The sequence below is a fragment of the Citrobacter sp. C13 genome, from assembly GCF_014596815.2.
In the GTDB taxonomy this organism is placed as follows: domain Bacteria; phylum Pseudomonadota; class Gammaproteobacteria; order Enterobacterales; family Enterobacteriaceae; genus Citrobacter; species Citrobacter portucalensis.
In genome coordinates this window covers 644,002-668,980 of the sequence record NZ_CP115024.1, presented here as the reverse complement: position 1 = coordinate 668,980, position 24,979 = coordinate 644,002, and the positions used below count along the sequence as shown (strand labels likewise).

Here is a 24,979-nt window from a genome sequence, read left to right as displayed (position 1 = left end):
TGCCGGATGCGTCTTTTCGCCTTATCCGGCCTACATGACAGTTACACACATCGCGTAGGCCTGATAAGCGCAGCGCCATCAGGCATCCCGGCCTCGGCCCTGATTATCGTTTTCCGCTGTGCAGCCAGAACGGTTCCAGTGCAATTGCCTCGTTACGGAAGTGTTCAATTTCAATATATTGGTTGGCCGCAATGGCGTGGCGCAAACCCTGCCAGTTGGCGATCCATTCTGATGCGACATTTTCATCGTAGTATCCCGCCAGCATCAGCATGCTATCAATGTTGCGCGTCAAACGAGGAAGCTGATCGGCGTACTGATCGCCCAGCGGCTGCGCAAAAGCGGTCTTCAGCTCAGCGGCATGGCGTGAAAGATGGGTATCCGAGAAACGCTTAAAGGAGTCGGCAATTTTTCCCTGCGCCTTCGCATCAAGGAACGGCTGCCATCCTTTGGTCACCAGCCATTCGGTCAGCGCCAGCTTGGCCATTGCCGTTTGCGTGCTGTAAACCGCCGAAATAGCAGAAACGTCCGACGAAATGATCGCTTCCGACTGGGTCAAAAAATCACGTAAGTGAGCGCTCGCTTTTCGCGGCACATTACCGCCAAAAAGCATCAGAATGTGACGCACCAGGCCCATAGCCGCCAGCACCTCGGCTTTCGCCCCTTTAACGCCGCGCACCCACAGCTCTTCATGGTACTGCCACTGTGATAATGCCAGCTCCAGCGCCGCTTCCAGCCCCTGCTCAATACTCGCTTTCGCCGGAACTTTCAAAATGCGTGTCGGTTTGAGTTCGCGCGGCGCATTCCCCTGAGCCAGGTGATAACCGCGCGCTGCTTTGCTCAAGCTACCCTGGCGTAAACCGGTTTGCGAAACCAGCTGGTTTGCCAGCTTCAGTACCGCACGGGTATCGCCGCTTAGCAGTTCAAGTTCAAGCTCACAGATAGGTTCTGCAAACTCGCCCGCTTTCACCTCCCCCAGATCGAGGGCCATTTCAATCCGGCTGCCATCAACATCAACCAACCATTTCTCACGGTAAAAATCGGTGCTGAACAACGGCTGCACTTGAGAAGCAAGTTCAGCAGGCAGCTCGCCATCAGGCCAGACTTCCGTTGGAAACAAGGTGAGGTCCAGCTCAGGCGCGTTTAGCGCAACGTTATATTCTGGCCGCTGGTGCAGTCCGCCCGTCACGCGTCCGGCAATTTTCATGGTCATTTCGTAATGACCATTTTCACCGCGAATACGCAGCCCCATATCGTGACCACGCAACCACGCATCCGGTGTTTCGTAGTAGATATTCAGCAACTGACTGGGCGCATGATGCTCTCCCCCCAGCGTATTCAGACGTTCACGTAGCGCATCTACAGCGTCACTATTGACGATAAATTTTAATTCGATTTCCTGGGCCATGGTCTTGTACTTATGGGTTATGTCACAGTTGAGAAAACTGACTGCGAACTAAGTTCGTTCTTTATGGTCAGTAGATAGTATTTTGCGCCAAATTGCCATGCAACGAGCAATTTGACGGGCGTAAAAGTTTCGAGTGGTGGCAAAAAGGACACAGATGATTCCGATTGATGTCGAATGCTTTGCGTAGAGACACTGATGCCACTACTATCGTTCCACTTTCTATGACAATAACGACAGCCTGATGCCAAAATTACGCCTGATTGGATTAACTTTACTCGCACTTAGCGCCACTGCAGTCTCTCATGCCGAAGAAAAGCGCTATGTCTCTGACGAACTGAACACCTGGGTCCGCAGCGGTCCGGGAGATAATTATCGCCTCGTGGGTACGGTTAACGCCGGCGAGGAAGTCACGCTATTACAGACTGATGCCAACACTAACTACGGCCAGGTGAAAGACAGCACCGGACGTACCGCCTGGATCCCGCTGAAAGAGCTGAACAGTACGCCGAGCCTGCGTACCCGCGTTCCCGACCTGGAAAACCAGGTTAAGACCTTGACCGATAAGCTCAATAATATCGATACCACGTGGAACCAGCGCACCGCCGATATGCAGCAAAAGGTAGCGCAAAGCGACAGCGTGATCGACGGGCTGAAACAAGAAAACCAGAAGCTGAAAAACGAGCTTATCGTGGCGCAAAAGAAGGTCAGCGCAGCCAACCTTCAGCTTGATGACAAACAGCGCACCATCATCATGCAGTGGTTTATGTACGGTGGCGGCGTGTTGGGTCTTGGTCTGCTGCTCGGCCTGGTTCTGCCACACATGATCCCAAGCCGTAAACGCAAAGATCGCTGGATGAACTGAATCGCCTTCTCCGCCACACTGACATATGATTAAGGGATCATAGTTTTCAAAAGGAAAGTGGCGTGAAGATTTATCTGGTCGGTGGTGCTGTTCGGGATGCGTTATTAGGGCTACCGATTAAAGATAAAGATTGGGTTGTTGTTGGCGCCACGCCGCAAGAAATGCTCGACGCGGGCTACCAGCAGGTAGGCCGCGATTTTCCCGTGTTTCTGCATCCGCAAACCCGCGAAGAGTATGCGCTGGCGCGTACCGAACGTAAGTCAGGCTCGGGGTACACCGGATTCACCTGCTATGCCGCCGCAGATGTCACGCTGGAGGCCGATCTTCAGCGTCGTGACCTGACCATCAACGCAATGGCCCGCGATGACAACGGGGAGATTATCGACCCGTATAACGGACGCGACGATCTGGAAAACCGTCTGCTGCGCCATGTTTCATCTGCCTTTAGCGAAGATCCGCTGCGCGTGCTGCGCGTGGCGCGTTTTGCTGCCCGCTATGCGCACCTCGGTTTTCGTATCGCTGAAGAAACCATGACGCTGATGCGTGACATGACCATCGCTGGTGAACTGGAGCATCTGACACCAGAGCGGGTGTGGAAAGAAACCGAAGGCGCATTAACCACCCGTAACCCACAGATATTTTTTCAGGTCCTGCGCGACTGCGACGCACTGCGCGTCCTGTTTCCGGAAGTAGATGCTTTGTTTGGCGTTCCTGCCCCCGCGCAGTGGCATCCGGAAATCGACACCGGTATTCATACGCTGATGACGCTGTCGATGGCAGCCATGTTAAGTCCGGAAGTCGACGTGCGTTTTGCTACGCTGTGCCACGATCTTGGCAAAGCATTGACGCCTAAAGCGCTGTGGCCGCGCCATCACGGCCACGGTCCGGCGGGTGTTAAGCTTGTCGAACAACTGTGCCAGCGCCTGCGCGTACCGAATGACATCCGTGATTTAGCCAAACTGGTTTCCGAGTTCCACGACCTCATTCATACCTTCCCGATCCTGCAGCCAAAAACCATCGTTAAGCTGTTTGATTCCATAGATGCCTGGCGCAAACCGCAGCGCGTGGAGCAAATCGCCCTCACCAGCGAGGCTGATGTGCGTGGGCGAACCGGTTTTGAAGCGGCAGATTATCCGCAAGGCAGACTGTTGCGCGAAGCCTGGCAGGTTGCGCAGGCGGTGCCAACGAAAGACGTAGTTGAAGCTGGATTCAAAGGTCAGGCAATTCGTGAAGAACTGACCCGGCGTCGCATCGCGGCGGTAGCCAGTTGGAAGGAGCAGCGTTGCCCGAAAGCGTAGACAGTGCGTTGCCGAATGCGCTGTGCTTATCCGGCCTACAGGTTCGACACGGATATAACCCGTAGGCCGGATAAGGCAGAACGCCGCCATCCGGCACCACGGTAAGTCATCAGAAGAACACGACGTAAACGGCAGCCGCCACAATAAAGCGGTAAATCGCAAACGGAATGAACGAGATGCGTTTAATCAGTTGCAGGAAGGTTTTGATCGCCACCAGCGCCACGATAAACGCCGTCACAAATCCGACTGCAAACATCGGGATATCTGATGCGCTGAGGAAAGACCAGCTCTTGTAGAGATCCAGCGCCGTCGCGCCCATCATCATCGGCACAGCCAGTAGGAAGGAGAATTCCGAGGCCGCGTAACGACTCACGCCCATCAGCATGCCGCCAGAAATCGTCGCCCCGGAGCGAGAAAAACCCGGCCACAGCGCCAGACACTGGAAACAGCCAATCATAAACGCCTGGCGATAGGTCATATCATCCAGCCCCGGCGCACGCGGCTCCTTCGGCTTCAGGCATTCTGCGGCAATCAGCAGTACACCACCCACCACCAGCGCATACATCACGTTGATCGGGTTAAACAGCGATTTGATAGTGTCGTGGAAGATTAGCCCCAGTACCACGGCTGGAATCATCCCCAACAGGATATGTCCCAGCGTCAGTCGACCTTTGCCAGTGCCTTCATGCGGAGCCTTGCCGAAGTGAATACCGATCAGGCCAAACAGACGTCGCCAGAACATGACCACTACGGCCAGGATAGAACCTAACTGGATAACCACTTCGAATGTTTTTGCAGTGTCACCCTCAAAACCCAACAGGTGGCCAACAATAATCATATGGCCGGTACTGGAAACGGGTAAAAATTCCGTCAATCCTTCGACCACACCCAAAATTGCCGCTACCAGCAGCGAGTGCATATCACTCATTAATAAACCCCTAGATAGAGAAACCACGGCAAAAAAGAGCCGACGAAAGGACCCTTTTATACCCGTTTGTTTTAGAAATTATTAAATTAATTATTTTCTTTCAGATTATTGCCACGCTCAATGATAACCCCGACGTTCGCCGCACGGGCTACCGCGCCAGGTTTACTGAGTTTGATCCGTACCCAGGGAGAATTAAAGCGGCTAAGCAGCAGATCCGCCACCTCTTCCGCAACCCGTTCTACCAGCGCAAAGCGCCCACCTTCCACATGATTAACAACCGTTTGAGCAATATCAGCATAGCTCAGGCAATCAGCCACATCATCGCTTTTAGCCGATTTGCGGTTATCCCATGCCATTTCGATATCGAACACCAACTGTTGTTCGATCGTTTGTTCCCAATCGTAAACACCAATAGTGGTGATTACAGAAAGTTGCTCTATAAATACAATATCCATCACGACCTGCCTGCTTTTTGGCTAACCCGGATACCACTTCCGGCGAAATATGCGTATTATCCACAGAAGTAGCGTTTTACACGACATTTTCAAAACGGAACAGCTTATGAGTGCAATCGCGCCTGGAATGATTATCTTCGCGTACCTCTGTGGCTCAATTTCCAGTGCTATTCTGGTATGCCGCCTTGCTGGATTGCCGGACCCGCGCGACAGCGGCTCTGGGAATCCGGGCGCGACAAACGTGCTGCGCATCGGTGGCAAGGGAGCCGCCGTCGCGGTGCTGATTTTCGACGTCCTGAAAGGTATGTTACCCGTCTGGGGGGCCTATGCGCTAGGCGTCAGCCCCTTCTGGCTGGGATTGATCGCAATCGCCGCCTGTCTGGGCCACATTTGGCCGGTATTCTTCGGCTTTAAAGGTGGGAAAGGCGTTGCCACCGCTTTTGGCGCGATTGCGCCGATTGGTTGGGACTTAACCGGCGTGATGGCCGGGACCTGGCTGCTGACCGTCTTATTAAGCGGCTACTCGTCGTTAGGCGCTATCGTCAGCGCGCTGATCGCCCCTTTTTACGTCTGGTGGTTCAATCCCCAGTTCACTTTTCCGGTGTCCATGCTGTCGTGCTTAATTCTGCTTCGTCACCATGACAACATTCAGCGTCTGTGGCGTCGTCAGGAGCCGAAGATCTGGACCAAGCTGAAGAAAAAACGCGAACGAGACCCCGAGTGATTTTATTGTCGGATAGCGACGCAACGGCGTCTTATCCGGCGTGGGGGATGTGATACCCCTCCACTGGCTTGCCTAATCGGTTCTGACACCACATCGCCAGAAATTCCACGCACACGCGCAGCTTCACGCTGCGATACAGAGGCTCCTGATAAACCGCCCAGATATTAGCGCTCTGCGCATAGTCCGGCAGCACACGCACCAGTTCACCGCTGGCCAGAAAAGGCTGCACATCCCATTCGGAACGCAACATAATCCCTTTTCCCTGTAGCGCCCACTGCAACACAATCTCACCGCTGTTAGAGGAAAGATGTCCCGCCACCTTGACCGACTTTTTCTCCTGACCATTGTCCAGTTCCCACACCCCGTGAGTCATATCGCGTTCTTTAGTGACCAGACAATCATGACGACTTAATTCCTGTAACGTCGTCGGCTCACCGTATTTTTGTAAATACGGTGGGGCCGCACACAATATTCTTTTGTTTTTCGTTAACAAATGCGCAATATAATAATCCGGAATCTCATCATTAATACGAATATCCAAATCTATATTATCCTGTGCCAAATCAATTTGCCGATCGTAAAGCTCAAAATGCACCTGTAATTCAGGGTAGCTATGCATCAATTCGGTAATTGCCGGTGCAATATAACTGCGCCCAAAGCCAAAACTACAGCCAATACGAATCATCCCTGCCGGGCGCGTTTTGAGTTGCGTGACGTCATCGACCAGATGCTGATAACTCGCGAGGATCGCCTGCGCATGTTCATAGCAACGTTGACCACTCTCCGTGAGCGCCACGCCACGCGCTGAGCGGCTTAGCAGCGTCGTCCCCAGCGTGGACTCTAGGATCTGAATGCGTTTTGTCACAAACGCCGGCGTTTGTCCCAGCGTCGCGGCTGCGGCGCTGAAGCTGCCGCTATGCACAATTTCAACCAACACCTGCAGGTCTTTCGCCAGGGGATACGTGTTCAGCATGATCGGTCTATCCGTAATGTTGTTCACCGCAGTGTAATTCTCTCATGCGTCTTAAACCCTGCCTTTGCGCAATTTTTATTGCCTTATCCGGACATCATTCACGAACTGTTAATTGGATATTCACAGTGGCAAATAATATTAATCCACATTTTTAGTGGTAGTTTGTGGCGGAGAATTTATTTCCAGATAAATAAAAGAACTGGAGTTAACAAGATGAGCAATCAAAATAACCAAAATGCGATAAATACGCTGACGAACATTGTCGCTGATTTTACCGCCATGATTTCTACCCGCATGCCCGATGACGTCGTGGATAAATTAAAACAGCTGCGTGAAGGCGAAACCTCGCCGATGGGTAAAATCATCTACCACACCATGTTTGACAACATGCAGAAAGCTATCGACCTGAACCGCCCTGCCTGTCAGGACACCGGGGAGATTATGTTCTTCGTGAAGGTCGGTTCCCGTTTTCCACTCCTCGGCGAACTGCAAAGCATCCTGAAGCAGGCCGTTGAAGACGCCACGGTAAAAGCACCGCTGCGCCATAACGCGGTCGAGATTTTTGACGAAGTGAATACCGGCAAAAATACCGGTACCGGTGTGCCGTGGGTCACCTGGGACATCATCCCTGATAACGATGACGCGGAAATCGAAGTCTACATGGCAGGCGGCGGCTGTACGCTGCCGGGACGCTCAAAAGTGTTAATGCCTTCTGAGGGATACGAAGGCGTCGTGAAATTTGTTTTTGAAAATATCTCCACGCTGGCAGTCAACGCCTGTCCGCCAGTGCTGGTGGGCGTAGGTATTGCCACCTCCGTAGAAACCGCCGCCGTTCTTTCTCGTAAAGCGGTGCTGCGCCCTATCGGCTCACGTCATCCGAATCCGAAAGCGGCCGAACTGGAACTGCGTCTGGAAGAAGGACTTAACCGTCTGGGCATTGGTCCGCAAGGATTGACCGGTAATAGCTCGGTGATGGGCGTGCATATCGAATCCGCCGCGCGCCACCCGTCGACTATCGGCGTTGCCGTCTCTACCGGCTGCTGGGCCCACCGTCGCGGCACGCTGTTGGTTCATGCTGACCTCTCCTTCGAAAACCTGTCTCACACCCGGAGCGCGTTATGAAAAAGATCCTCACAACCCCGATCAAAGCCGAAGATCTGGCAGACATTCGCGTTGGCGATGTCATTTACCTGACCGGTACGCTGGTGACCTGCCGTGACGTTTGCCACCGCCGCCTGATCGAACTGAAGCGCCCGATTCCTTATGACCTGAACGGCAAAGCCATTTTCCACGCGGGCCCGATCGTACGCAAGAACGGTGAAAAATGGGAAATGGTTTCCGTCGGCCCAACCACCAGCATGCGTATGGAAGCGTTTGAGAAAGACTTTATCGAACAGACTGGCGTCAAACTGGTGGTCGGCAAGGGCGGCATGGGACCGCTGACGGAAGAAGGCTGCAAGCAGTTTAAAGCGCTGCACGTCATCTTCCCGGCAGGCTGCGCAGTCGTGGCGGCAACCCAGGTTGAGGAGATCGAAGAGGTGCACTGGACGGAACTCGGCATGCCGGAGTCCCTGTGGGTGTGTCGGGTAAAAGAGTTCGGCCCGCTGATCGTTTCCATCGATACCCACGGCAATAACCTGATCGCTGAAAACAAAAAGCTGTTCGCTGAACGTCGCGACCCTATCGTCGATGAAATCTGCGAGCACGTGCACTACATCAAATAACCCTCCCGGAGAGGCGCTACGCCTCTCCCCTTTCGCAGGGATACAACAATGGCACCTTTAGCTGGTTGGTGGCGATACCTGGCTCCGCTGGTGGTCATCGCCATTATTGCTGTTCTGCCCGTTCCCACCGGTCTTGAGAGCCACACCTGGCTCTATTTTGCCGTCTTTACCGGTGTGATTGTCGGACTTATTCTGGAACCTGTACCGGGCGCGGTGGTGGCGATGATTGGTATTTCGATCATCGCCGTCCTTTCACCGTGGCTGCTGTTCAGCCCAGAGCAACTCGCTCAGGACGGTTTTAAATTTACCGCCAAATCGCTGTCGTGGGCGGTATCTGGCTTTTCAAACTCGGTCATCTGGCTGATCTTCGCGGCCTTTATGTTTGGCACTGGCTATGAGAAAACCGGACTCGGTCGGCGTATCGCGCTGATGCTGGTGAAAAAGATGGGGCACCGGACGCTGTTTCTCGGCTATGCGGTGATGTTCTCCGAACTTATCCTCGCTCCCGTCACGCCTTCCAACTCCGCCCGTGGGGCAGGAATAATCTACCCGATTATCCGCAACCTGCCGCCGCTGTATAACTCACAGCCCAATAGCGCTAGTTCACGCTCCATTGGCTCGTACATCATGTGGATGGGGATTGTCGCCGACTGCGTTACCAGCGCTATTTTCTTAACGGCAATGGCACCGAACCTGCTGTTGATCGGCCTGATGAAAGGCGCGTCCCACACCGCGCTGAGCTGGGGGAACTGGTTCTTAGGCATGCTGCCGCTGAGCATTTTACTGGTGCTGATCGTGCCGTGGCTGGCGTACGTGTTATATCCACCGGTGCTGAAATCCGGCGATCAGGTGCCACGCTGGGCGGATGCGGAGCTAAAAGCGATGGGACCGCTCTGCGCTCGCGAGAAAAAGATGCTGGTGCTGATGGTCGGCGCGCTGGTGCTGTGGATCTTCGGCGGTGACTATATTGACGCCGCGATGGTCGGATACAGCGTGGTAGCGTTGATGCTGGTATTGCGCATCATTAGCTGGGATGACATCGTCAGCAATAAAGCCGCGTGGAACGTCTTTTTCTGGCTGGCCTCACTGATCACGCTGGCCACCGGGCTCAATAACACCGGTTTTATTACCTGGTTCGGTAAGCTGCTGGCAAACGGGCTGAGCGGTTATTCGCCGATGATGGTGATGGTAGCACTCATCGTAGTGTTCTATCTGTTGCGTTACTTCTTTGCCAGCGCCACGGCCTATACCTCCGCCCTCGCGCCGATGATGATTGCCGCCGCGCTGGCGATGCCGGAAATCCCGCTACCGGTCTTCTGCCTGATGGTCGGCGCCGCCATTGGTCTGGGCAGCATTCTGACCCCGTACGCCACCGGCCCTAGCCCTATCTACTACGGCAGCGGCTATTTGCCAACGGTGGATTACTGGCGACTCGGTGCTATTTTTGGCCTGATTTTCCTCGTGCTGCTGGTGATTACCGGTCTGGTCTGGATGCCCCTCGTTTTACTGTAAAACCCTGGTGGGGCGACGTATTGTCGCCCCTTTATCCATAAGCTTCTCATATGATCGATTTCCCGATGCGCTGAGGCATACTTTTTTGTATGCAAACACCCTCATGCTGATAAGGGAAACGCTCTGGACACGGTTGCGCACGAGACACTCACACGGGGCTGGCAGGCCGAACTGGATCTGCATTTTACCTGCACCGGGCATAAAACGGTGCTCGCCTCGGCGCGTCATCATGGTCCATTGACGGTTCAGCGCCCGTTTTACCCGGAAGAGGACGTTTGCCATCTCTATTTGCTTCATCCACCGGCGGGGATCGTCGGCGGGGATGAGCTCCATATCGCCGTAACGCTCGACGAAAACAGCCACGCGTTAATCACCCAGCCTGGTGCGGGTAAGTTTTACCGCAGCCGCGGACCGCAGGCATTGCTGCGCCAGCATTTTACCCTCGCCCCCCACTCGACGCTGGAGTGGCTGCCGCAGGATACGATCCTCTTTCCCGGCGCCAACGCCGCTATTCAGACCGTCTTTCATCTGACATCCGCAAGCCGCCTGCTGGCCTGGGATCTGCTGTGTCTTGGCCGACCGGTTATGCAAGAGACTTTCAGTTACGGCACGCTGCAAAACCGCCTGGAAGTGTGGCGAGATGGGCAGCCACTGCTGATAGAGCGTTTGCAGGTGCAGGCAGGGGATCTGCATGGGATCGCACATCATCCCTGGGTCGGTACGTTACTGTGTTATCCGGCCAGCGAGCACATGCTCGAGGGCACGCGGGAGCGGCTTACGGCGCTTGGCGATTACGCCGGGGCAACGCTTAACGATTCGCTGCTGACAATCCGTTTTCTTGCTAACGACAACCTGGTTGTCCAGCGCGTTATGCGCGACATCTGGCAATTTCTGCGCCCGCTGCTGACACACAAAGCGCCCGTACTCCCGCGAATCTGGCAAACCTAAGAGAACCCTAATGGAACTGACTCCCAGAGAAAAAGACAAGCTGTTGCTGTTTACCGCCGCGCTGGTGGCGGAACGTCGCCTGGCCCGCGGGCTGAAGCTGAACTACCCGGAATCGGTGGCGCTGATTAGCGCTTTCATCATGGAAGGGGCACGGGACGGGCAAACCGTGGCCGCGCTGATGGAAGACGGGCGTCACGTCCTGCGCCGCGATCAGGTGATGGAAGGCGTACCGGAGATGATCCCGGATATTCAGGTTGAAGCCACATTTCCGGACGGATCGAAGCTGGTCACTGTCCACAACCCGATCGTCTAAGGAGCAGCAATGATCCCAGGTGAATATCAGATCGCAAAAGGCAATATTGCGCTTAATCAAGGGCGGGAGATCTGCACGATCGTGGTGGAAAATCATGGCGACAGACCCATACAGGTGGGATCGCACTATCACTTTTACGAAGTGAACCCGGCGCTGCGCTTTGACAGGCTGGCCGCACGCGGCTTTCGTCTGAACATTGCTGCGGGCACGGCAGTACGTTTTGAGCCGGGACAAAAACGCGAAGTCGAACTGGTGCGCGTTGCTGGTGCACAAAGGATCGTGGGTTTTCGCAGCGAAGTGATGGGCGCACTGGAGGCAGATAATGAGTGACATTTCCCGGCAGGCGTACGCCGACATGTTTGGCCCAACCACCGGCGATAAAGTGCGCCTGGCGGATACCGACCTGTGGATCGAGGTGGAACAAGACTTCACCACCTACGGGGAAGAGGTCAAATTCGGCGGCGGAAAAGTGATCCGCGACGGCATGGGCCAGGGACAAATGCGCACCGATGCATGCGTGGATCTGGTGATCACCAACGCGCTGATCGTCGATCACTGGGGGATCGTGAAAGCGGATATCGGCATCAAAAACGGCAGGATCTTCGCCATCGGCAAAGCAGGTAATCCCGATATTCAACCCAACGTGACGATCCCGATAGGCGTAGGAACTGAAGTCATTGCCGGGGAAGGCAAGATCGTCACCGCGGGCGGCGTGGATACGCATATTCACTGGATCTGCCCACAGCAGGCGCAGGAGGCGCTGGTTTCTGGCGTGACGACGATGATCGGCGGCGGTACCGGTCCGGCGGCAGGCACTCACGCCACCACCTGTACGCCGGGTCCGTGGTACATCGCGCGTATGCTGCAGGCGGCAGACACGTTGCCGGTTAACATTGGTTTGCTGGGTAAAGGCAATGGCTCAAATCCAGACGCCCTGCGCGAGCAAATCAGCGCGGGCGCAATTGGCCTGAAAATCCATGAAGACTGGGGCGCCACGCCTGCCGCTATCGACTGCGCGCTGACCGTGGCCGACGAGATGGACATCCAGGTCGCGTTGCACAGCGATACGCTCAATGAGTCCGGTTTCGTTGAAGATACGCTGGCGGCGATTGGCGATCGCACCATTCATACCTTTCACACCGAAGGCGCGGGCGGCGGCCATGCGCCGGATATCATCACCGCCTGCGCGCATCCGAATATTCTGCCCTCCTCCACGAATCCGACGCTGCCCTATACCGTCAACACTATCGACGAGCATCTCGACATGCTGATGGTTTGCCACCACCTCGATCCGGATATCGCCGAAGACGTGGCCTTTGCCGAATCCCGTATTCGCCGGGAAACAATCGCTGCCGAAGATGTGCTGCATGACATTGGCGCGTTTTCCCTGACCTCGTCCGATTCACAGGCGATGGGGCGAGTGGGCGAAGTGATCCTGCGTACCTGGCAGGTGGCGCACCGCATGAGGGTTCAGCGTGGCCCGTTGGCAGAAGAAACCGGTGACAACGACAACCTGCGCGTTAAACGCTACGTCGCCAAATACACCATCAACCCGGCATTAACCCACGGTATCGCCCATGAAGTCGGCTCCGTTGAGCCTGGCAAACTGGCCGATCTGGTGCTGTGGTCGCCCGCCTTTTTTGGCGTAAAACCGGCGACGATCGTCAAGGGCGGGATGATTGCCTGCGCGCCAATGGGCGATATCAACGCCTCGATCCCCACCCCGCAGCCGGTGCATTATCGCATGATGTTCGGCGCGCTTGGCGCGGCACGGCACCACACCCGGCTGACCTTTATTTCGCAGGCCGCTGACGCGCAAAACATCCCGCAGCAGCTCAATCTGCAAAGCGCTATCGCCGTCGTCAAAGGCTGTCGGACGGTGAAAAAGGTCGACATGATCCACAACGGCCTGCAACCCAATATCACCGTCGATGCTCAGACTTACGAGGTGCGTATTGATGGCGAACTTATCACCAGCGAACCGGCAGATGTTTTGCCGATGGCGCAACGCTATTTCCTGTTTTGAGGAGTGACGATGATCTATCTGACCCAACGCCTTGACCACTCTCACCACGTTACTGCAAGCGTCACGCTGCCCATTGATTCCCGGGTAAAAAGTCGCGCCAGGGTAGCACTGAACGACGGTCGCGAAGCCGGGCTAATGCTACCGCGTGGTTTGCTGCTGCGCGGTGGCGATCTGCTAAGTACCGAAGATGGCAGCGAAGTGATCGAAGTGATCGCCGCACCGGAGTCGGTTTCCGTGGTGCGCTGCGCTGATCCTTTCCTGCTCGCCAAAGCCTGTTATCACCTCGGCAATCGCCACGTTCCGCTGCAAATCCTGCCGGACGAACTGCGTTACCACCACGATCATGTGCTGGACGACATGCTGCGCCAGTTCAACCTTGAGGTGACCTTCGCCCAGTTGCCGTTTGAACCTGAAGCAGGCGCTTATGCCAGTGAATCACACGGGCATCACCACGGCCATGCGCACTGATGCATAACAGCCAACAGCTACGTCTGATGCAGCTCGCCAGCAGCGCGCTCCCGGTGGGGTCGTTTACCTGGTCCCAGGGTCTGGAGTGGGCGGTGGAAATCGGCTGGGTGAAAAGCGTCGCTGACTTCTCTGCCTGGCAAATCCAGCAGATGGAGCAAAACTTTTTTACCGTTGACCTACCGCTGCTGGCGAGACTGTATCGCGCCTGCGAGCTGGACGATCTCGACGCAGCACGCCGCTGGAGCGCTTACCTGCTGGCCTGTCGCGAAACCCGCGAACTGCGGGATGAAGAACGCAGTCGGGGTGCAGCGTTTACGCGGCTGGTCACCGACTGGGAGTCGGATTGCTCGCGAGAATGGCGCACCCTCTTTGTCGACAGCCAACTCTGCGGCATGGCCTGGCTGGGCGTACGCTGGAAAATTCCGCTGACGGAGCTGGCATTAAGCCTCGGCTACAGCTGGATTGAGAGCGCTGTCATGGCTGGCGTCAAGCTGGTTCCTTTTGGACAACAGGCGGCCCAGCGTTTGATTATTGCGCTCTGCGATCGCTATGCGCAGGGTTTGGCACAGGCGCTGACGTGTCCTGACACCAGCCTCGGCTCCGCAACGCCGTTGGCCGCTATCGCGTCTGCCCGGCATGAAACCCAATATTCCCGATTATTCCGCTCCTGAGGAGAAAAAATGAGTAACTACAAGCATCCCCTGCGCGTGGGCGTTGGCGGCCCGGTTGGCTCGGGCAAAACGGCGCTGCTGGAAGCGCTATGCAAAGCCATGCGCAGCAGCTATCAATTGGCGGTGGTGACCAACGATATCTACACCAAAGAAGATCAGCGCATTCTCACCGAGGCGGGCGCGCTGGAGCCAGAGAGGATCGTCGGCGTGGAAACCGGTGGCTGCCCGCATACCGCCATCCGCGAAGATGCGTCGATGAATCTGGCCGCCGTAGAAGCGCTGAGCGAGAAATTCGGTAATCTGGATCTGATTTTTGTGGAAAGCGGCGGCGATAACCTGAGCGCCACCTTCAGCCCGGAACTCGCGGATCTGACGATCTATGTGATCGATGTTGCTGAAGGCGAGAAGATCCCGCGTAAAGGTGGTCCGGGGATCACCAAATCCGATTTTCTGGTGATCAATAAAACCGATCTGGCCCCTTACGTCGGCGCATCGCTGGAGGTGATGGAGCGCGATACCTTGCGCATGCGCGGCGAGCGTCCATGGACGTTTAGTAATTTAAAATCTGGAGAAGGCCTGGAAAAAATTATCGCGTTTCTGGAAGAGAAAGGAATGTTGCGGATGTAGTGAGAGCTATCGCCGGGCGGCGGATTCGCCTGACCCGGCCTACGGTTTTGTAAGCCCGGTAAACGCAGCGCCACCGGGCAAAAAAACTTATGCTGCCGGTAATTCCGCCAGCGGCCAGCGTGGACGCACGGTCACGCCAAGATCCGCCGTTGCACCCGCTTTAAAGCGCACCATGCCCGCGTAGGCGATCATCGCCCCGTTATCGGTACAAAATTCCGGACGCGCGTAAAACACTTCGCCACGACGTTTTTGCATCATCTCGGCCAGTTTTGCGCGCAGCGTACGGTTCGCACTCACGCCCCCCGCCATCACCAGACGTTTAAAACCGGTTTGATCCAGCGCGCGTTTGCACTTGATCATCAGCGTATCAACTACCGCGTCTTCAAACGCACGGGCGATATCAGCGCGGGTCTGATCGTCATTTTTGTTATTACGAATGGTATTCGCGGCAAAGGTTTTCAGGCCAGAGAAGCTGAAGTCCAGCCCCGGACGGTCAGTCATCGGACGCGGGAAGACAAAGCGTTTTTCAACACCTTGTGATGCCAGCTTTGACAACATTGGGCCGCCAGGATAATCCAGCCCCAGCAGCTTGGCGGTTTTGTCAAACGCTTCACCGGCAGCATCATCAATCGATTCGCCCAGCAATTCATACTGACCGATACCGGTGACGCTGATCAACTGAGTGTGACCGCCGGAAACCAGCAGCGCGACGAACGGGAACGCAGGGGGATTATCTTCCAGCATTGGCGCCAGCAGATGCCCTTCCATGTGGTGCACAGGAATTGCCGGTACGCCCCAGGCGAACGCCAGCGAACGTCCTACGGTAGCGCCAACCAGCAGCGCACCAACCAGACCAGGACCTGCGGTATACGCCACCGCATCGATCTCTTTTGCCGTCAGTCCCGCTTCTTTCAGCGCGGCCTGGATCAACGGTACGGTTTTACGTACGTGATCGCGCGAGGCCAGTTCTGGCACTACGCCGCCGTAGTCAGCATGTAATTTCACCTGACTATACAATTGGTTGGCTAAAAGACCTTTTTCATCGTCGTAAATGGCGATGCCGGTTTCATCGCAGGATGTTTCAATACCCAGTACACGCATGACTTGTTTTACCTCGCTTTATTACCGCGCAGTGTAGGACCAATGCGGGTTGATGTAAAACTTTGTTCGCCCCAGGAGTTTCGCTCGTGTATACTCCTTGTCCTTATAAAAGTCCCTTTCAAAATCGCGTCGGTGCTTTACAAAGCAGCAGCAATTGCAGTAAAATTCCGCACCATTTTGAAATAAGCTGGCGTTGATGCCAGCGGCAAACCGAATTTATTAAAGGTGAGAGTTACATGCCGGTAATTAAAGTACGTGAAAACGAGCCGTTCGACGTAGCACTGCGTCGCTTCAAGCGTTCATGCGAAAAAGCAGGTGTTCTGGCGGAAGTTCGTCGTCGTGAGTTCTATGAAAAACCGACTACCGAACGTAAGCGCGCTAAAGCTTCTGCTGTGAAACGTCACGCGAAGAAACTGGCTCGCGAAAACGCACGCCGTACTCGTCTGTACTAATCCATTGAGAGCCAAAGCTCTCAATTCAGACTGAGTTGTAGTTGTAAGGCCGTGCTTCCGGAAGGAATGCGCGGCTTATTTTCGTTTATACACGTCATCATTCAAGCTGCCTCAGTGTTGGCTGCAGTCGCTCACCCCAGTCACGTACTGCTGTACGCTCCTGAGGATTCGCTTCCTTGCCGCCTTGATGCATCCTGAATGATTTTGTGTATATGAGTCATCAAAAAACAGGGGCTTATGGCTGGACGAATTCCTCGCGTTTTTATCAATGACCTGCTGGCAAGAACCGACATCGTCGATCTCATCGACGCGCGGGTAAAGCTGAAAAAGCAGGGCAAAAATTATCACGCGTGCTGTCCGTTCCATAACGAAAAAACCCCCTCTTTCACCGTAAACGGTGAAAAACAGTTTTATCACTGCTTTGGGTGTGGCGCGCATGGCAACGCCGTCGACTTTCTGATGAACTACGACAAGCTCGAGTTTGTGGAAACCGTCGAAGAACTGGCCGCAATGCACAACCTTGAAGTGCCCTATGAAGCAGGCAATGGCCCCAGTCAGATAGAGCGCCATCAACGGCAAAGTCTTTATCAATTGATGGACGGCCTGAACACTTTTTATCAACAGTCTTTGATGCAGCCCGCCGCTACCCCTGCGCGCCAGTACCTGGAAAAGCGAGGATTAAGTAGCGACGTTATCACCCGTTTTGCTATTGGTTTTGCGCCCCCCGGCTGGGACAACGTCCTGAAACGGTTTGGCGGCAATGCTGAGAATCGCAAATCGCTGGTCGATGCGGGGATGTTGGTCACCAACGATCAGGGACGCAGTTACGATCGCTTCCGCGAACGGGTGATGTTCCCCATCCGCGACAAACGTGGTCGGGTCATTGGTTTTGGTGGACGCGTGCTGGGCGATGCCCTGCCGAAATATCTGAACTCCCCGGAAACCGATATTTTCCATAAAGGTCGCCAGCTGTATGGCCTTTATGAAGCCCAGCAGGATAACGCCGATCCACAGCGCCTGTTAGTGGTAGAAGGCTATATGGATGTGGTGGCGCTGGCGCAATACGGCATTAACTACGCCGTGGCATCCCTTGGGACGTCAACTACCGCCGATCACATCCAACTGTTGTTCCGCGCGACGAACAACGTAATTTGCTGTTACGACGGCGACCGTGCCGGACGTGACGCAGCATGGCGCGCGCTGGAAACCGCACTGCCCTATATGACAGACGGACGCCAGCTACGCTTTATGTTTTTACCTGACGGCGAAGACCCCGATACGCTGGTGCGTAAAGAAGGGAAAGAGGCCTTTGAAGCCCGGATGGAGCAGGCGCTGCCGCTCTCCGCGTTTTTATTTAACAGCCTGCTGCCGCAGGTTGATTTGAGTACCCCGGACGGACGCGCACAGCTCAGTACGCTGGCATTACCGTTGATTACTCAGGTACCAGGCGAAACGTTGCGCATTTACCTGCGACAGGAGTTGGGGAACAAGCTCGGCATTCTGGATGACAGCCAGCTTGAACGTTTAATGCCTAAACTGGCAGAAAATGGAGCTTCCCGCCCTGTTCCACAGCTAAAACGTACGACCATGCGTATACTTATAGGGTTGCTGGTACAGAACCCGGGCCTCGCCCCGCTGGTTCCACCGTTAGGCGCACTGGATAGTAATAAGCTGCCTGGACTTGGCTTATTCAGAGAACTGGTCAACACTTGTCTGGCTCAGCCAGGTCTGACCACCGGGCAACTTTTAGAACACTACCGTGGCACAAATGATGCTGCGACCCTTGAAAAACTGTCGATGTGGGACGATATAGCAGATAAAGATATCGCGGAAAAAACCTTCACCGACTCACTCAACCATATGTTTGATTCGATGCTTGAACTGCGCCAGGAAGAGTTGATAGCTCGTGAGCGCACACACGGTTTAAGCAGCGAAGAACGCCGGGAACTCTGGACACTGAACCAGGAACTGGCCAAGAAATAAGAGAAAGACAAAACAAAGACAAAATCATTCGCGTTGTATCAAGGCAGCAAGTGAACGAACGCCTGGGAGTGTACATAAGTACATGACCAGGATGACAAATCCGCCGGGAGCGGATTTGAACGCTGCTTGCGGCGGCCCCGTAAGGGGCGAGGCTCAGGATGAGCCGAGTAACGAACGCAGCTAACGCAGAGACAACGTGAAAGATGAAGTATTTAACGGCTTAACTGCCGAATATCGATCGGGAAGCCCCCGACAGCCGCACGGAGAGGCAGCGGCAAAATATAAGTATGCCCTCGTTTTGCCGTTGGCGGTTTTACCGCCCAACACCAATCAAACGAATTAAGTGTGGATACCGTCTTATGGAGCAAAACCCGCAGTCACAGCTGAAGCTTCTTGTCCAACGTGGTAAGGAGCAAGGCTATCTGACCTATGCCGAGGTCAATGACCATCTGCCGGAAGATATCGTCGATTCAGATCAAATCGAAGACATCATCCAAATGATCAATGACATGGGTATTCAGGTGATGGAAGAAGCACCTGATGCCGATGATCTGCTGCTTGCTGAAACCTCCAACAGCACCGATGAAGACGCGGAAGAAGCGGCTGCCCAGGTTCTGTCCAGCGTTGAGTCCGAAATCGGTCGTACGACTGACCCGGTCCGCATGTACATGCGTGAAATGGGTACCGTTGAACTGTTAACCCGCGAAGGCGAAATCGACATCGCTAAACGCATCGAAGACGGGATTAACCAGGTTCAATGCTCCGTTGCCGAATACCCGGAAGCTATCACCTACCTGCTTGAGCAGTACGATCGCGTAGAAGCTGAAGAAGCACGTCTTTCCGATCTGATCACTGGCTTTGTCGATCCAAACGCGGAAGAAGACATGGCGCCAACGGCGACCCACGTCGGTTCTGAACTCTCTCAGGAAGAGATGGATGACGATGAAGACGAAGATGAAGAAGATGGCGACGACGACAGCAGCGATGATGACAACAGCATCGACCCTGAGTTAGCGCGTGAAAAATTCGGTGAACTGCGTACTCAGTACGAAATCACTCGCGACACCATCAAAGCGAAAGGCCGCAGCCATGCTGCCGCGCAGGAAGAAATTCAGAAGCTGTCCGAAGTGTTCAAACAGTTCCGCCTGGTGCCGAAGCAGTTCGACTACCTGGTAAACAGCATGCGCGTCATGATGGACCGCGTGCGTACTCAGGAACGTCTGATCATGAAGCTCTGCGTTGAGCAGTGCAAAATGCCGAAGAAAAACTTCATCACCCTGTTCACTGGCAACGAAACCAGCGAAACCTGGTTCAACGCGGCAATCGCGATGAACAAACCGTGGTCTGAAAAACTGCATGACGTTGCAGATGACGTTCACCGCGGCCTGCAGAAACTGCAGCAGATTGAAGAAGAAACCGGCCTGACCATCGAGCAGGTTAAAGATATCAACCGTCGCATGTCCATCGGTGAAGCGAAAGCCCGCCGTGCGAAAAAAGAGATGGTTGAAGCGAACTTACGTCTGGTTATCTCTATCGCTAAAAAATACACCAACCGTGGCTTGCAGTTCCTGGATCTGATTCAGGAAGGTAACATCGGTCTGATGAAAGCGGTTGATAAGTTTGAATACCGTCGTGGTTACAAGTTTTCCACCTATGCAACCTGGTGGATCCGTCAGGCGATCACCCGTTCGATCGCGGATCAGGCGCGTACCATCCGTATCCCGGTACATATGATTGAGACTATCAACAAGCTCAACCGTATCTCCCGTCAGATGCTGCAAGAGATGGGCCGCGAGCCGACGCCAGAAGAACTGGCTGAGCGCATGCTGATGCCGGAAGACAAGATCCGTAAAGTGCTGAAAATCGCTAAAGAACCTATCTCCATGGAAACGCCGATCGGCGACGATGAAGATTCGCATCTGGGTGATTTCATCGAGGATACCACCCTCGAGCTGCCGCTGGACTCTGCGACCACCGAGAGCCTGCGTGCCGCAACGCACGACGTTCTGGCTGGCCTGACCGCCCGTGAAGCGAAAGTTCTGCGTATGCGTTTCGGTATCGATATGAACACCGACCACACGCTGGAAGAAGTGGGTAAACAGTTCGACGTTACCCGCGAACGTATCCGTCAGATCGAAGCGAAGGCGCTGCGTAAACTGCGCCACCCGAGCCGCTCTGAAGTACTGCGTAGCTTCCTGGACGATTAATCTCGCCGCATAAGCATAAACGCCACCGCAAGGTGGCGTTTTTCTTTATAGTCCCCGCCTGACCAGGGCGTCATTCACTTCCCGATACGCCTCTACCAGTTTATCCAGCGTGATCCGGCTTAACCCGCTGGGATTCGGCAATACCCATATTTGCGTCGCGCCAATGGTCAGCGTCTGTTTTCCCCACTGCGCCCCACGCTGGCTAAGCCCCTGCTCAAATGCCTGCTTCCCAAGGATAGCGAGCGCGGCTGGCTGATACTCTTCTATTTTCTCAATGAGCAGACGACCACCGTTACGCATCTCCTGTAGCTTCACTTCATTGGCTTGCACCGTTGGTCTGTCGACAAACTTAGTCACGCCGCAGCGAAAGTCCAACAGATGCTGTGCCTCTTCAGGTTTAAGCTGGCGCTCGGTGAATCCCGCCTGATGGATGACCTTCCAGAAGCGATTGGCGGGATGTGCAAAGGGGAATCCTGTACCTGCGGAAGATAGCCCCGGATTGATGCCGCAAAATACCACCCGCAGCCCCGGTGCCAGTATGTCCTTAACCATAATTACTCCGAACAATACATCAAGGGAACAAGTATAACGGACTGAAAATACATTGTTTATAAAAACAGCATCCGTACGCTTATGTCTGGATTGCAACGCGGAGTTACTTTATAATCCACCGCCACGGCCCCTTAGCTCAGTGGTTAGAGCAGGCGACTCATAATCGCTTGGTCGCTGGTTCAAGTCCAGCAGGGGCCACCAAATTTCAAGGACTTGCGAGAAATCGCAGGTCCTTTTTTTATGGGTATTCCGTAGAAATTGGTATGTAGCAAAAAAGAGTTTGTCCTGGAAAAATCAATACTTTCTTGCATCAATATGTTGAATGAGTACACGGAAGAAAATGGCTGGCGGGGACTAAAGCTATTTACGCGATACACCTGTTCAGAAAACAGCATGTTAATGGCAACCCCATTTGGACGCCGCCATCCTGGGATGGAAACGTCCGTTAGAGTTTAATTCGATAGTCAGCTCACACTAGCTCTTTGAGCTGCTCCTGCATATAGGTTGAAAAATACTCTGGGTTCTTGATAAGGATGCGGTTACCGGAGGCGACTTTCTCTGCCCATCCGGCCACTTTTTTCGTGAACTCGGGATTCCATCCCTCTTGCTCACCCCGTGCCATCACAACTTCCGGACTCGCTGGCACACCTAAGTCATGCAAATACTTTAAGATTCCCTTAGCGGTGCTTTCATCCATTGAATGGGGTACTGACGCCGAAGTGTTCATACCACCAATAAAATCCAATGCTTTCTCAATTGCTGTTGGCATGCTCTTATCCTTAAAATTAACCACGTGAGAGACACGTTTATACTATGTACCCAACTCCGCCGGGATATCAAAGAGAACATCGCCTTTATTTGACTTACCCCGCAGCTAAACGCTTGCGCGGCTGTTTTCTGCGCTATTTTTTTGCTTCTCCGGCTAAAACCAGTCCTGTTGCCACCGCATTACGCGGCCCTTCGGTACCTCGAATATTGCCCTGCCCGGCGACAGCGCCGTAATGCGCCAGCGCATCGGTGATCATCTGCGGGATTTCGAAATCCAGCGAAGAACCGCCTACCAGCACCACGAACGTCATATCGCGAATAGAGCCTCCGGGTGACACCTGGCGTAACGCGCGCAGGCAGTTGGTCACAAAAACCTTCTCTTTAGCCTGTCGGCGCACCAGACGGATTTTTTCCAGCGAAGTCTGGTTATCTACCGGGATCAGCTCACCGTCTTTCAAATACACCACTTTGGCAAACACCGACGGGCTGAGCGGTTCGCGGAAAAACTCTACCGCGCCATTCTCATGGCGAATGCTAAACAGGCTCTCCACTTTTGCCAGCGGGTATTTTTTAATTTCCTCCGCCAGAAAGGCATCGCTTAAGCCCAGCTCAGTTTGAATCAACAGGCTGACCATATTCCCCGCGCCGGCCAGATGTACCGCTTTCACTACGCCGTCGCTATTGATGACGGCGGCATCGGTAGATCCTGCGCCTAAGTCGAGGATCGCCAGCGGTGCAGCGCATCCGGGCGTAGTTAACGCCCCCGCCACGGCCATGTTGGCCTCCACGCCACCCACCTCAACCAGAGTGTTTAACCGGACGCTCAGCTCACTGGCGATGGCCTGCATCTGTAAACGATCGGCTTTCACCATCGCCGCAATGCCCACGGCGTTCTCCATTGAACACTCTCCGGCGATGCCGCCCTGCACCTTGCGCGGAATAAATGTATCGACCGCCAACAGATCCTGAATATGCACCGTGTTCATGTCATGACCGGTCAGCGAGGCCATCACCTTACGCACCCGCTCCAGCATGCCGCCTGCATGCGTGCCTGCTTCACCACGAATATCACACACGGGCGCGCAGGCGCTCATCGCCTGCATAATAGCCTGCGCGCCTTGCGCTACGTCGGCTTCACCGTCACGCTTTTCACCACGGATAAAGATCTTACCCGCCGGGATCACTCTTGATCGCACATCGCCCTGCGGGGTTTTCAGCACCACGGCGGAACGGTTGCCAATCAGCGCTCTGGCGATGGGGACGATAGTTTGCGTTTCCTCAGGGGTCAGGGCAAAGAAGGTCGCGATACCGTAAGGATTCGACAGCACCCGCACCACCTGTCCCGGGGCCGCCACTTCCACCGCCGCCAGCACGCCTTCCGGTACCTTCTCCAGCAGAGTGACTTCATCAACCACCGGCATTGGCCGACGCAGGCGATTATTCACCAGCACACCATCATCTTTTTTCAGGATGGCCGCCACCACGTTGACGCCGCGATCCAGCGCTTCATTGATAAACCAAACCGCCTCAAGGAAATCCATCTCCTCACCCACCAACGGTATCCAGCCCTGGGCAAATCGATCCTCGCTCAACGCTGCCAACTTCTCCACAGCGATGGTGGTTCCCATACCCACGCCAGCGCCGCCGGGCGTTTGCGGGTTATGGCCAATCATTGTTGATTCGGTAATGATGGTTTCAGTGATGGTTTCCATCGCCACATCGCCAATCACTGGTGCGGCCTCGTTGATGCAGATTTTTGCCACGTCCTGCAGCGACCACGGCGTTTTATCCAGCGCCTGCTGCAGGGACGCGACTACCCCGGCGATATTATCCCGCGTGCCTTTCATCCCGGTCGTGGCGACAATCCCGCTGCCGATAAACCGGCCATCCTGCGCCAACGCCACTTCGGTAGTGGCGTTGCCGATATCGATCCCTGCAATTAACGGCATGCTGCCTCCGTCACTGACTGCCTTTACGCAGCTTATTTCTCTGCTGGTATACCTCTGCCGATTCGCGGACAAACCCGGCGTTCACCGTGGCATGCCAGGTGTGTTCCAGTTCATCGGCAATGGCCTGCAACTCGGCAAACGAAGAACGAAACGGCCGTAGCGCGTTGTAGATCTCCAGAATGCGGGCATCCGGGATCGCAATCAGTTCTGCCGCACGACGAAAATTGCGCGCCACGGCATGACGCTGCATCTGCTCGGCAATCTGCGCCTGGTACTCCAGCGTTTGCTGAGAAATACGCACATCCTGTGGTCCTACGCGGCCCGCCAGCACATTCTCAAGGGTAATGTCGGTTAGCGGCTTACCGGTAGGCGTCTGGATTTTCTCCGGGCAGCGGGTGGCTAATGGATAATCCTGCGCGGTCATGATGTTGTCGTTCATGGTCATTCCCTTACCAGTGCAATATGCAACGTGACAGGCGCAGCATCCTGCACCACGTGTTTGGTTTCTTTGATATGAAACAGCGCGGCCTTGGCCATAAATTTAGGGCGCACCATCTGGTCATTGACCACTGGCACCGGCGAAGGCGACTCTTTACGTGCATAGCGCGCGGCGTTTTTACCAATCTGACGATAGGTTTCCAGCGTCAGCAGCGGAGCCTGAGAAAACAGTTCCAGGTTACTTAGCGGCAGCAGATCGCGCTGATGAATCACCGTGGTTCCTTTCGACTGGATACCAATCCCAATGCCTGAGCCGCTGAGATTTGCCGCATCCCATGCCATAAAAGAAACATCCGAGGTGCGCAGGATCCTCACTACCCGCGCATGTAACCCCTCTTCTTCAATGCCTGCAACCAGCTCTTTCAAAATCGCGTTGTGCGGCATATCAATCAAGGTTTTATGCTGATACTTAGCAAAGGCCGGGCCGACGCCAATCACCACCTCATCCACGCGTTCATCCGCGTTAGCCGCCTCGCCTTCGCTCACCTGTAAGGTGAAAACCGGCTTACGTTCAGTTGTGCATTCCACTGTGTAC

At 54.7% G+C, this 24,979-nt stretch carries 26 protein-coding genes and 1 tRNA gene; 17 read left to right on the top strand and 10 right to left on the bottom strand.

Translation table 11 applies throughout. The features are described 5' to 3' along the window. Positions 1 to 103: 103 nt before the first annotated feature. Positions 104 to 1,405 carry an inorganic triphosphatase gene (locus tag IB222_RS03265; protein WP_149384534.1) on the bottom strand — a complete coding sequence of 434 codons (1,302 nt, stop codon included), beginning with the start codon at positions 1,403 to 1,405 and terminating at the stop codon, positions 104 to 106. A gap of 241 nt (positions 1,406 to 1,646) precedes the next feature. On the opposite strand from IB222_RS03265, the gene IB222_RS03260 reads away from it, so the two are divergent. Together IB222_RS03260 and IB222_RS03255 are read left to right on the top strand one after the other, a co-directional pair. Continuing rightward, on the top strand, positions 1,647 to 2,267 hold the full coding sequence (locus IB222_RS03260) for a TIGR04211 family SH3 domain-containing protein (protein WP_003828434.1): 621 nt from the start codon (positions 1,647 to 1,649) through the stop codon (positions 2,265 to 2,267). 62 nt (positions 2,268 to 2,329) lie between these two features. Beyond that, positions 2,330 to 3,565: a multifunctional CCA addition/repair protein gene (locus IB222_RS03255; RefSeq protein ID WP_126317403.1), complete on the top strand. Its 1,236-nt coding sequence runs from the start codon at positions 2,330 to 2,332 to the stop codon at positions 3,563 to 3,565. A 109-nt stretch (positions 3,566 to 3,674) separates the two neighbouring features. On the opposite strand, the gene bacA is transcribed toward IB222_RS03255, so the two are convergent. After that, positions 3,675 to 4,493: an undecaprenyl-diphosphate phosphatase gene (gene bacA / locus IB222_RS03250; protein WP_003828439.1), complete on the bottom strand. Its 819-nt coding sequence runs from the start codon at positions 4,491 to 4,493 to the stop codon at positions 3,675 to 3,677. 86 nt (positions 4,494 to 4,579) lie between these two features. After that, positions 4,580 to 4,948: a bifunctional dihydroneopterin aldolase/7,8-dihydroneopterin epimerase gene (gene folB, locus IB222_RS03245; protein ID WP_003828442.1), complete on the bottom strand. Its 369-nt coding sequence runs from the start codon at positions 4,946 to 4,948 to the stop codon at positions 4,580 to 4,582. Between the two features lie 106 nt (positions 4,949 to 5,054). Between folB and plsY the strand changes: the two genes are divergently transcribed. Continuing rightward, the gene (gene plsY / locus IB222_RS03240) at positions 5,055 to 5,672 is read left to right on the top strand and encodes a glycerol-3-phosphate 1-O-acyltransferase PlsY (RefSeq protein WP_003828443.1); all 618 of its coding nucleotides are present in this window, start codon (positions 5,055 to 5,057) and stop codon (positions 5,670 to 5,672) included. Positions 5,673 to 5,703: 31 nt separating this feature from the next. Here the strand turns inward: plsY and IB222_RS03235 are convergent, their stop codons facing one another. Further along, positions 5,704 to 6,645: a LysR family transcriptional regulator gene (locus tag IB222_RS03235; protein WP_063941836.1), complete on the bottom strand. Its 942-nt coding sequence runs from the start codon at positions 6,643 to 6,645 to the stop codon at positions 5,704 to 5,706. A 213-nt stretch (positions 6,646 to 6,858) separates the two neighbouring features. Between IB222_RS03235 and ttdA the strand changes: the two genes are divergently transcribed. From ttdA to ureG, 10 genes are all read left to right on the top strand, one after another. Then, the gene (gene ttdA, locus IB222_RS03230) at positions 6,859 to 7,767 is read left to right on the top strand and encodes a L(+)-tartrate dehydratase subunit alpha (RefSeq protein WP_003828445.1); all 909 of its coding nucleotides are present in this window, start codon (positions 6,859 to 6,861) and stop codon (positions 7,765 to 7,767) included. After that, the gene (ttdB, locus tag IB222_RS03225; RefSeq protein WP_003828447.1) at positions 7,764 to 8,369 is read left to right on the top strand and encodes a L(+)-tartrate dehydratase subunit beta; all 606 of its coding nucleotides are present in this window, start codon (positions 7,764 to 7,766) and stop codon (positions 8,367 to 8,369) included. The genes ttdA and ttdB overlap by 4 nt, the downstream gene beginning before the upstream one ends. Positions 8,370 to 8,417: 48 nt before the next feature. Further along, a complete protein-coding gene (locus tag IB222_RS03220; RefSeq protein ID WP_149384533.1) occupies positions 8,418 to 9,881 on the top strand; it encodes an anion permease in 1,464 nt (487 codons plus the stop codon). A 123-nt stretch (positions 9,882 to 10,004) separates the two neighbouring features. Then, positions 10,005 to 10,829 (top strand): urease accessory protein UreD, encoded by an 825-nt coding sequence (locus IB222_RS03215; protein WP_223145829.1) that lies wholly within the window; start codon positions 10,005 to 10,007, stop codon positions 10,827 to 10,829. A 10-nt stretch (positions 10,830 to 10,839) separates the two neighbouring features. After that, entirely contained in the window at positions 10,840 to 11,142 is a 303-nt protein-coding gene (locus tag IB222_RS03210; RefSeq protein ID WP_003024678.1) for an urease subunit gamma, read from the top strand. A 9-nt stretch (positions 11,143 to 11,151) separates the two neighbouring features. Then, positions 11,152 to 11,472, top strand: coding sequence for an urease subunit beta (locus IB222_RS03205; RefSeq protein WP_003828455.1), 321 nt, complete (start codon positions 11,152 to 11,154; stop codon positions 11,470 to 11,472). After that, positions 11,465 to 13,168, top strand: coding sequence for an urease subunit alpha (ureC, locus tag IB222_RS03200; RefSeq protein ID WP_148361461.1), 1,704 nt, complete (start codon positions 11,465 to 11,467; stop codon positions 13,166 to 13,168). Before IB222_RS03205 ends, ureC begins: the two co-directional genes overlap by 8 nt. Before the next feature lie 9 nt (positions 13,169 to 13,177). Beyond that, positions 13,178 to 13,636: an urease accessory protein UreE gene (gene ureE, locus IB222_RS03195; RefSeq protein WP_149384531.1), complete on the top strand. Its 459-nt coding sequence runs from the start codon at positions 13,178 to 13,180 to the stop codon at positions 13,634 to 13,636. Continuing rightward, positions 13,636 to 14,307: an urease accessory protein UreF gene (locus IB222_RS03190; RefSeq protein WP_149384530.1), complete on the top strand. Its 672-nt coding sequence runs from the start codon at positions 13,636 to 13,638 to the stop codon at positions 14,305 to 14,307. Before ureE ends, IB222_RS03190 begins: the two co-directional genes overlap by 1 nt. A gap of 9 nt (positions 14,308 to 14,316) precedes the next feature. Then, positions 14,317 to 14,934, top strand: a complete 618-nt coding sequence (ureG, locus tag IB222_RS03185; RefSeq protein ID WP_003828463.1) for an urease accessory protein UreG — start codon at positions 14,317 to 14,319, stop codon at positions 14,932 to 14,934. Between the two features lie 87 nt (positions 14,935 to 15,021). Here the strand turns inward: ureG and tsaD are convergent, their stop codons facing one another. After that, the gene (gene tsaD / locus IB222_RS03180; protein ID WP_126317394.1) at positions 15,022 to 16,035 is read right to left on the bottom strand and encodes a tRNA (adenosine(37)-N6)-threonylcarbamoyltransferase complex transferase subunit TsaD; all 1,014 of its coding nucleotides are present in this window, start codon (positions 16,033 to 16,035) and stop codon (positions 15,022 to 15,024) included. A gap of 236 nt (positions 16,036 to 16,271) precedes the next feature. Between tsaD and rpsU the strand changes: the two genes are divergently transcribed. The 3 genes from rpsU (at position 16,272) to rpoD (ending at position 20,677) form a co-directional block, all read left to right on the top strand. Beyond that, positions 16,272 to 16,487 carry a 30S ribosomal protein S21 gene (gene rpsU, locus IB222_RS03175; RefSeq protein WP_001144069.1) on the top strand — a complete coding sequence of 72 codons (216 nt, stop codon included), beginning with the start codon at positions 16,272 to 16,274 and terminating at the stop codon, positions 16,485 to 16,487. A 237-nt stretch (positions 16,488 to 16,724) separates the two neighbouring features. Beyond that, complete coding sequence (gene dnaG / locus IB222_RS03170) at positions 16,725 to 18,470, top strand: DNA primase (RefSeq protein WP_126317393.1); 1,746 nt, start codon at positions 16,725 to 16,727, stop codon at positions 18,468 to 18,470. Positions 18,471 to 18,829: 359 nt separating this feature from the next. After that, a complete protein-coding gene (gene rpoD, locus IB222_RS03165; protein ID WP_003024699.1) occupies positions 18,830 to 20,677 on the top strand; it encodes an RNA polymerase sigma factor RpoD in 1,848 nt (615 codons plus the stop codon). 45 nt (positions 20,678 to 20,722) lie between these two features. Here rpoD and mug read toward each other — a convergent pair whose 3' ends face one another. Continuing rightward, positions 20,723 to 21,229: a G/U mismatch-specific DNA glycosylase gene (mug, locus tag IB222_RS03160; protein WP_149281949.1), complete on the bottom strand. Its 507-nt coding sequence runs from the start codon at positions 21,227 to 21,229 to the stop codon at positions 20,723 to 20,725. Between the two features lie 125 nt (positions 21,230 to 21,354). On the opposite strand from mug, the gene IB222_RS03155 reads away from it, so the two are divergent. Next, a tRNA-Ile gene (locus tag IB222_RS03155) sits at positions 21,355 to 21,430 on the top strand. 268 nt (positions 21,431 to 21,698) lie between these two features. Here IB222_RS03155 and IB222_RS03150 read toward each other — a convergent pair. From IB222_RS03150 to IB222_RS03135, 4 genes are all read right to left on the bottom strand, one after another. Then, positions 21,699 to 22,022, bottom strand: a complete 324-nt coding sequence (locus IB222_RS03150) for a DUF1889 family protein (protein WP_001573898.1) — start codon at positions 22,020 to 22,022, stop codon at positions 21,699 to 21,701. A 109-nt stretch (positions 22,023 to 22,131) separates the two neighbouring features. Beyond that, the gene (locus IB222_RS03145; protein ID WP_149384529.1) at positions 22,132 to 23,946 is read right to left on the bottom strand and encodes a diol dehydratase reactivase subunit alpha; all 1,815 of its coding nucleotides are present in this window, start codon (positions 23,944 to 23,946) and stop codon (positions 22,132 to 22,134) included. A gap of 10 nt (positions 23,947 to 23,956) precedes the next feature. After that, positions 23,957 to 24,385, bottom strand: a complete 429-nt coding sequence (locus tag IB222_RS03140) for a diol dehydratase small subunit (RefSeq protein ID WP_003024721.1) — start codon at positions 24,383 to 24,385, stop codon at positions 23,957 to 23,959. A gap of 2 nt (positions 24,386 to 24,387) precedes the next feature. Next, entirely contained in the window at positions 24,388 to 24,972 is a 585-nt protein-coding gene (locus IB222_RS03135; RefSeq protein ID WP_003828500.1) for a propanediol/glycerol family dehydratase medium subunit, read from the bottom strand. Positions 24,973 to 24,979: the final 7 nt, after the last annotated feature.

Bases quoted from the DNA above. Each gene is read 5' to 3' on its own strand.
- IB222_RS03235 (WP_063941836.1), bottom strand. From the start codon at position 6,645: ATGCTGAACACGTATCCCCTGGCGAAAGACCTGCAGGTGTTGGTTGAA.
- rpsU (WP_001144069.1), top strand. From the start codon at position 16,272: ATGCCGGTAATTAAAGTACGTGAAAACGAGCCGTTCGACGTAGCACTG.
- ureE (WP_149384531.1), top strand. From the start codon at position 13,178: ATGATCTATCTGACCCAACGCCTTGACCACTCTCACCACGTTACTGCA.
- mug (WP_149281949.1), bottom strand. From the start codon at position 21,229: ATGGTTAAGGACATACTGGCACCGGGGCTGCGGGTGGTATTTTGCGGC.
- ureC (WP_148361461.1), top strand. From the start codon at position 11,465: ATGAGTGACATTTCCCGGCAGGCGTACGCCGACATGTTTGGCCCAACC.
- IB222_RS03260 (WP_003828434.1), top strand. From the start codon at position 1,647: ATGCCAAAATTACGCCTGATTGGATTAACTTTACTCGCACTTAGCGCC.
- ureG (WP_003828463.1), top strand. From the start codon at position 14,317: ATGAGTAACTACAAGCATCCCCTGCGCGTGGGCGTTGGCGGCCCGGTT.
- IB222_RS03210 (WP_003024678.1), top strand. From the start codon at position 10,840: ATGGAACTGACTCCCAGAGAAAAAGACAAGCTGTTGCTGTTTACCGCC.
- rpoD (WP_003024699.1), top strand. From the start codon at position 18,830: ATGGAGCAAAACCCGCAGTCACAGCTGAAGCTTCTTGTCCAACGTGGT.
- IB222_RS03190 (WP_149384530.1), top strand. From the start codon at position 13,636: ATGCATAACAGCCAACAGCTACGTCTGATGCAGCTCGCCAGCAGCGCG.
- IB222_RS03145 (WP_149384529.1), bottom strand. From the start codon at position 23,946: ATGCCGTTAATTGCAGGGATCGATATCGGCAACGCCACTACCGAAGTG.
- IB222_RS03220 (WP_149384533.1), top strand. From the start codon at position 8,418: ATGGCACCTTTAGCTGGTTGGTGGCGATACCTGGCTCCGCTGGTGGTC.
- folB (WP_003828442.1), bottom strand. From the start codon at position 4,948: ATGGATATTGTATTTATAGAGCAACTTTCTGTAATCACCACTATTGGT.
- tsaD (WP_126317394.1), bottom strand. From the start codon at position 16,035: ATGCGTGTACTGGGTATTGAAACATCCTGCGATGAAACCGGCATCGCC.
- IB222_RS03265 (WP_149384534.1), bottom strand. From the start codon at position 1,405: ATGGCCCAGGAAATCGAATTAAAATTTATCGTCAATAGTGACGCTGTA.
- plsY (WP_003828443.1), top strand. From the start codon at position 5,055: ATGAGTGCAATCGCGCCTGGAATGATTATCTTCGCGTACCTCTGTGGC.
- IB222_RS03205 (WP_003828455.1), top strand. From the start codon at position 11,152: ATGATCCCAGGTGAATATCAGATCGCAAAAGGCAATATTGCGCTTAAT.
- bacA (WP_003828439.1), bottom strand. From the start codon at position 4,493: ATGAGTGATATGCACTCGCTGCTGGTAGCGGCAATTTTGGGTGTGGTC.
- dnaG (WP_126317393.1), top strand. From the start codon at position 16,725: ATGGCTGGACGAATTCCTCGCGTTTTTATCAATGACCTGCTGGCAAGA.
- ttdB (WP_003828447.1), top strand. From the start codon at position 7,764: ATGAAAAAGATCCTCACAACCCCGATCAAAGCCGAAGATCTGGCAGAC.
- ttdA (WP_003828445.1), top strand. From the start codon at position 6,859: ATGAGCAATCAAAATAACCAAAATGCGATAAATACGCTGACGAACATT.
- IB222_RS03140 (WP_003024721.1), bottom strand. From the start codon at position 24,385: ATGAACGACAACATCATGACCGCGCAGGATTATCCATTAGCCACCCGC.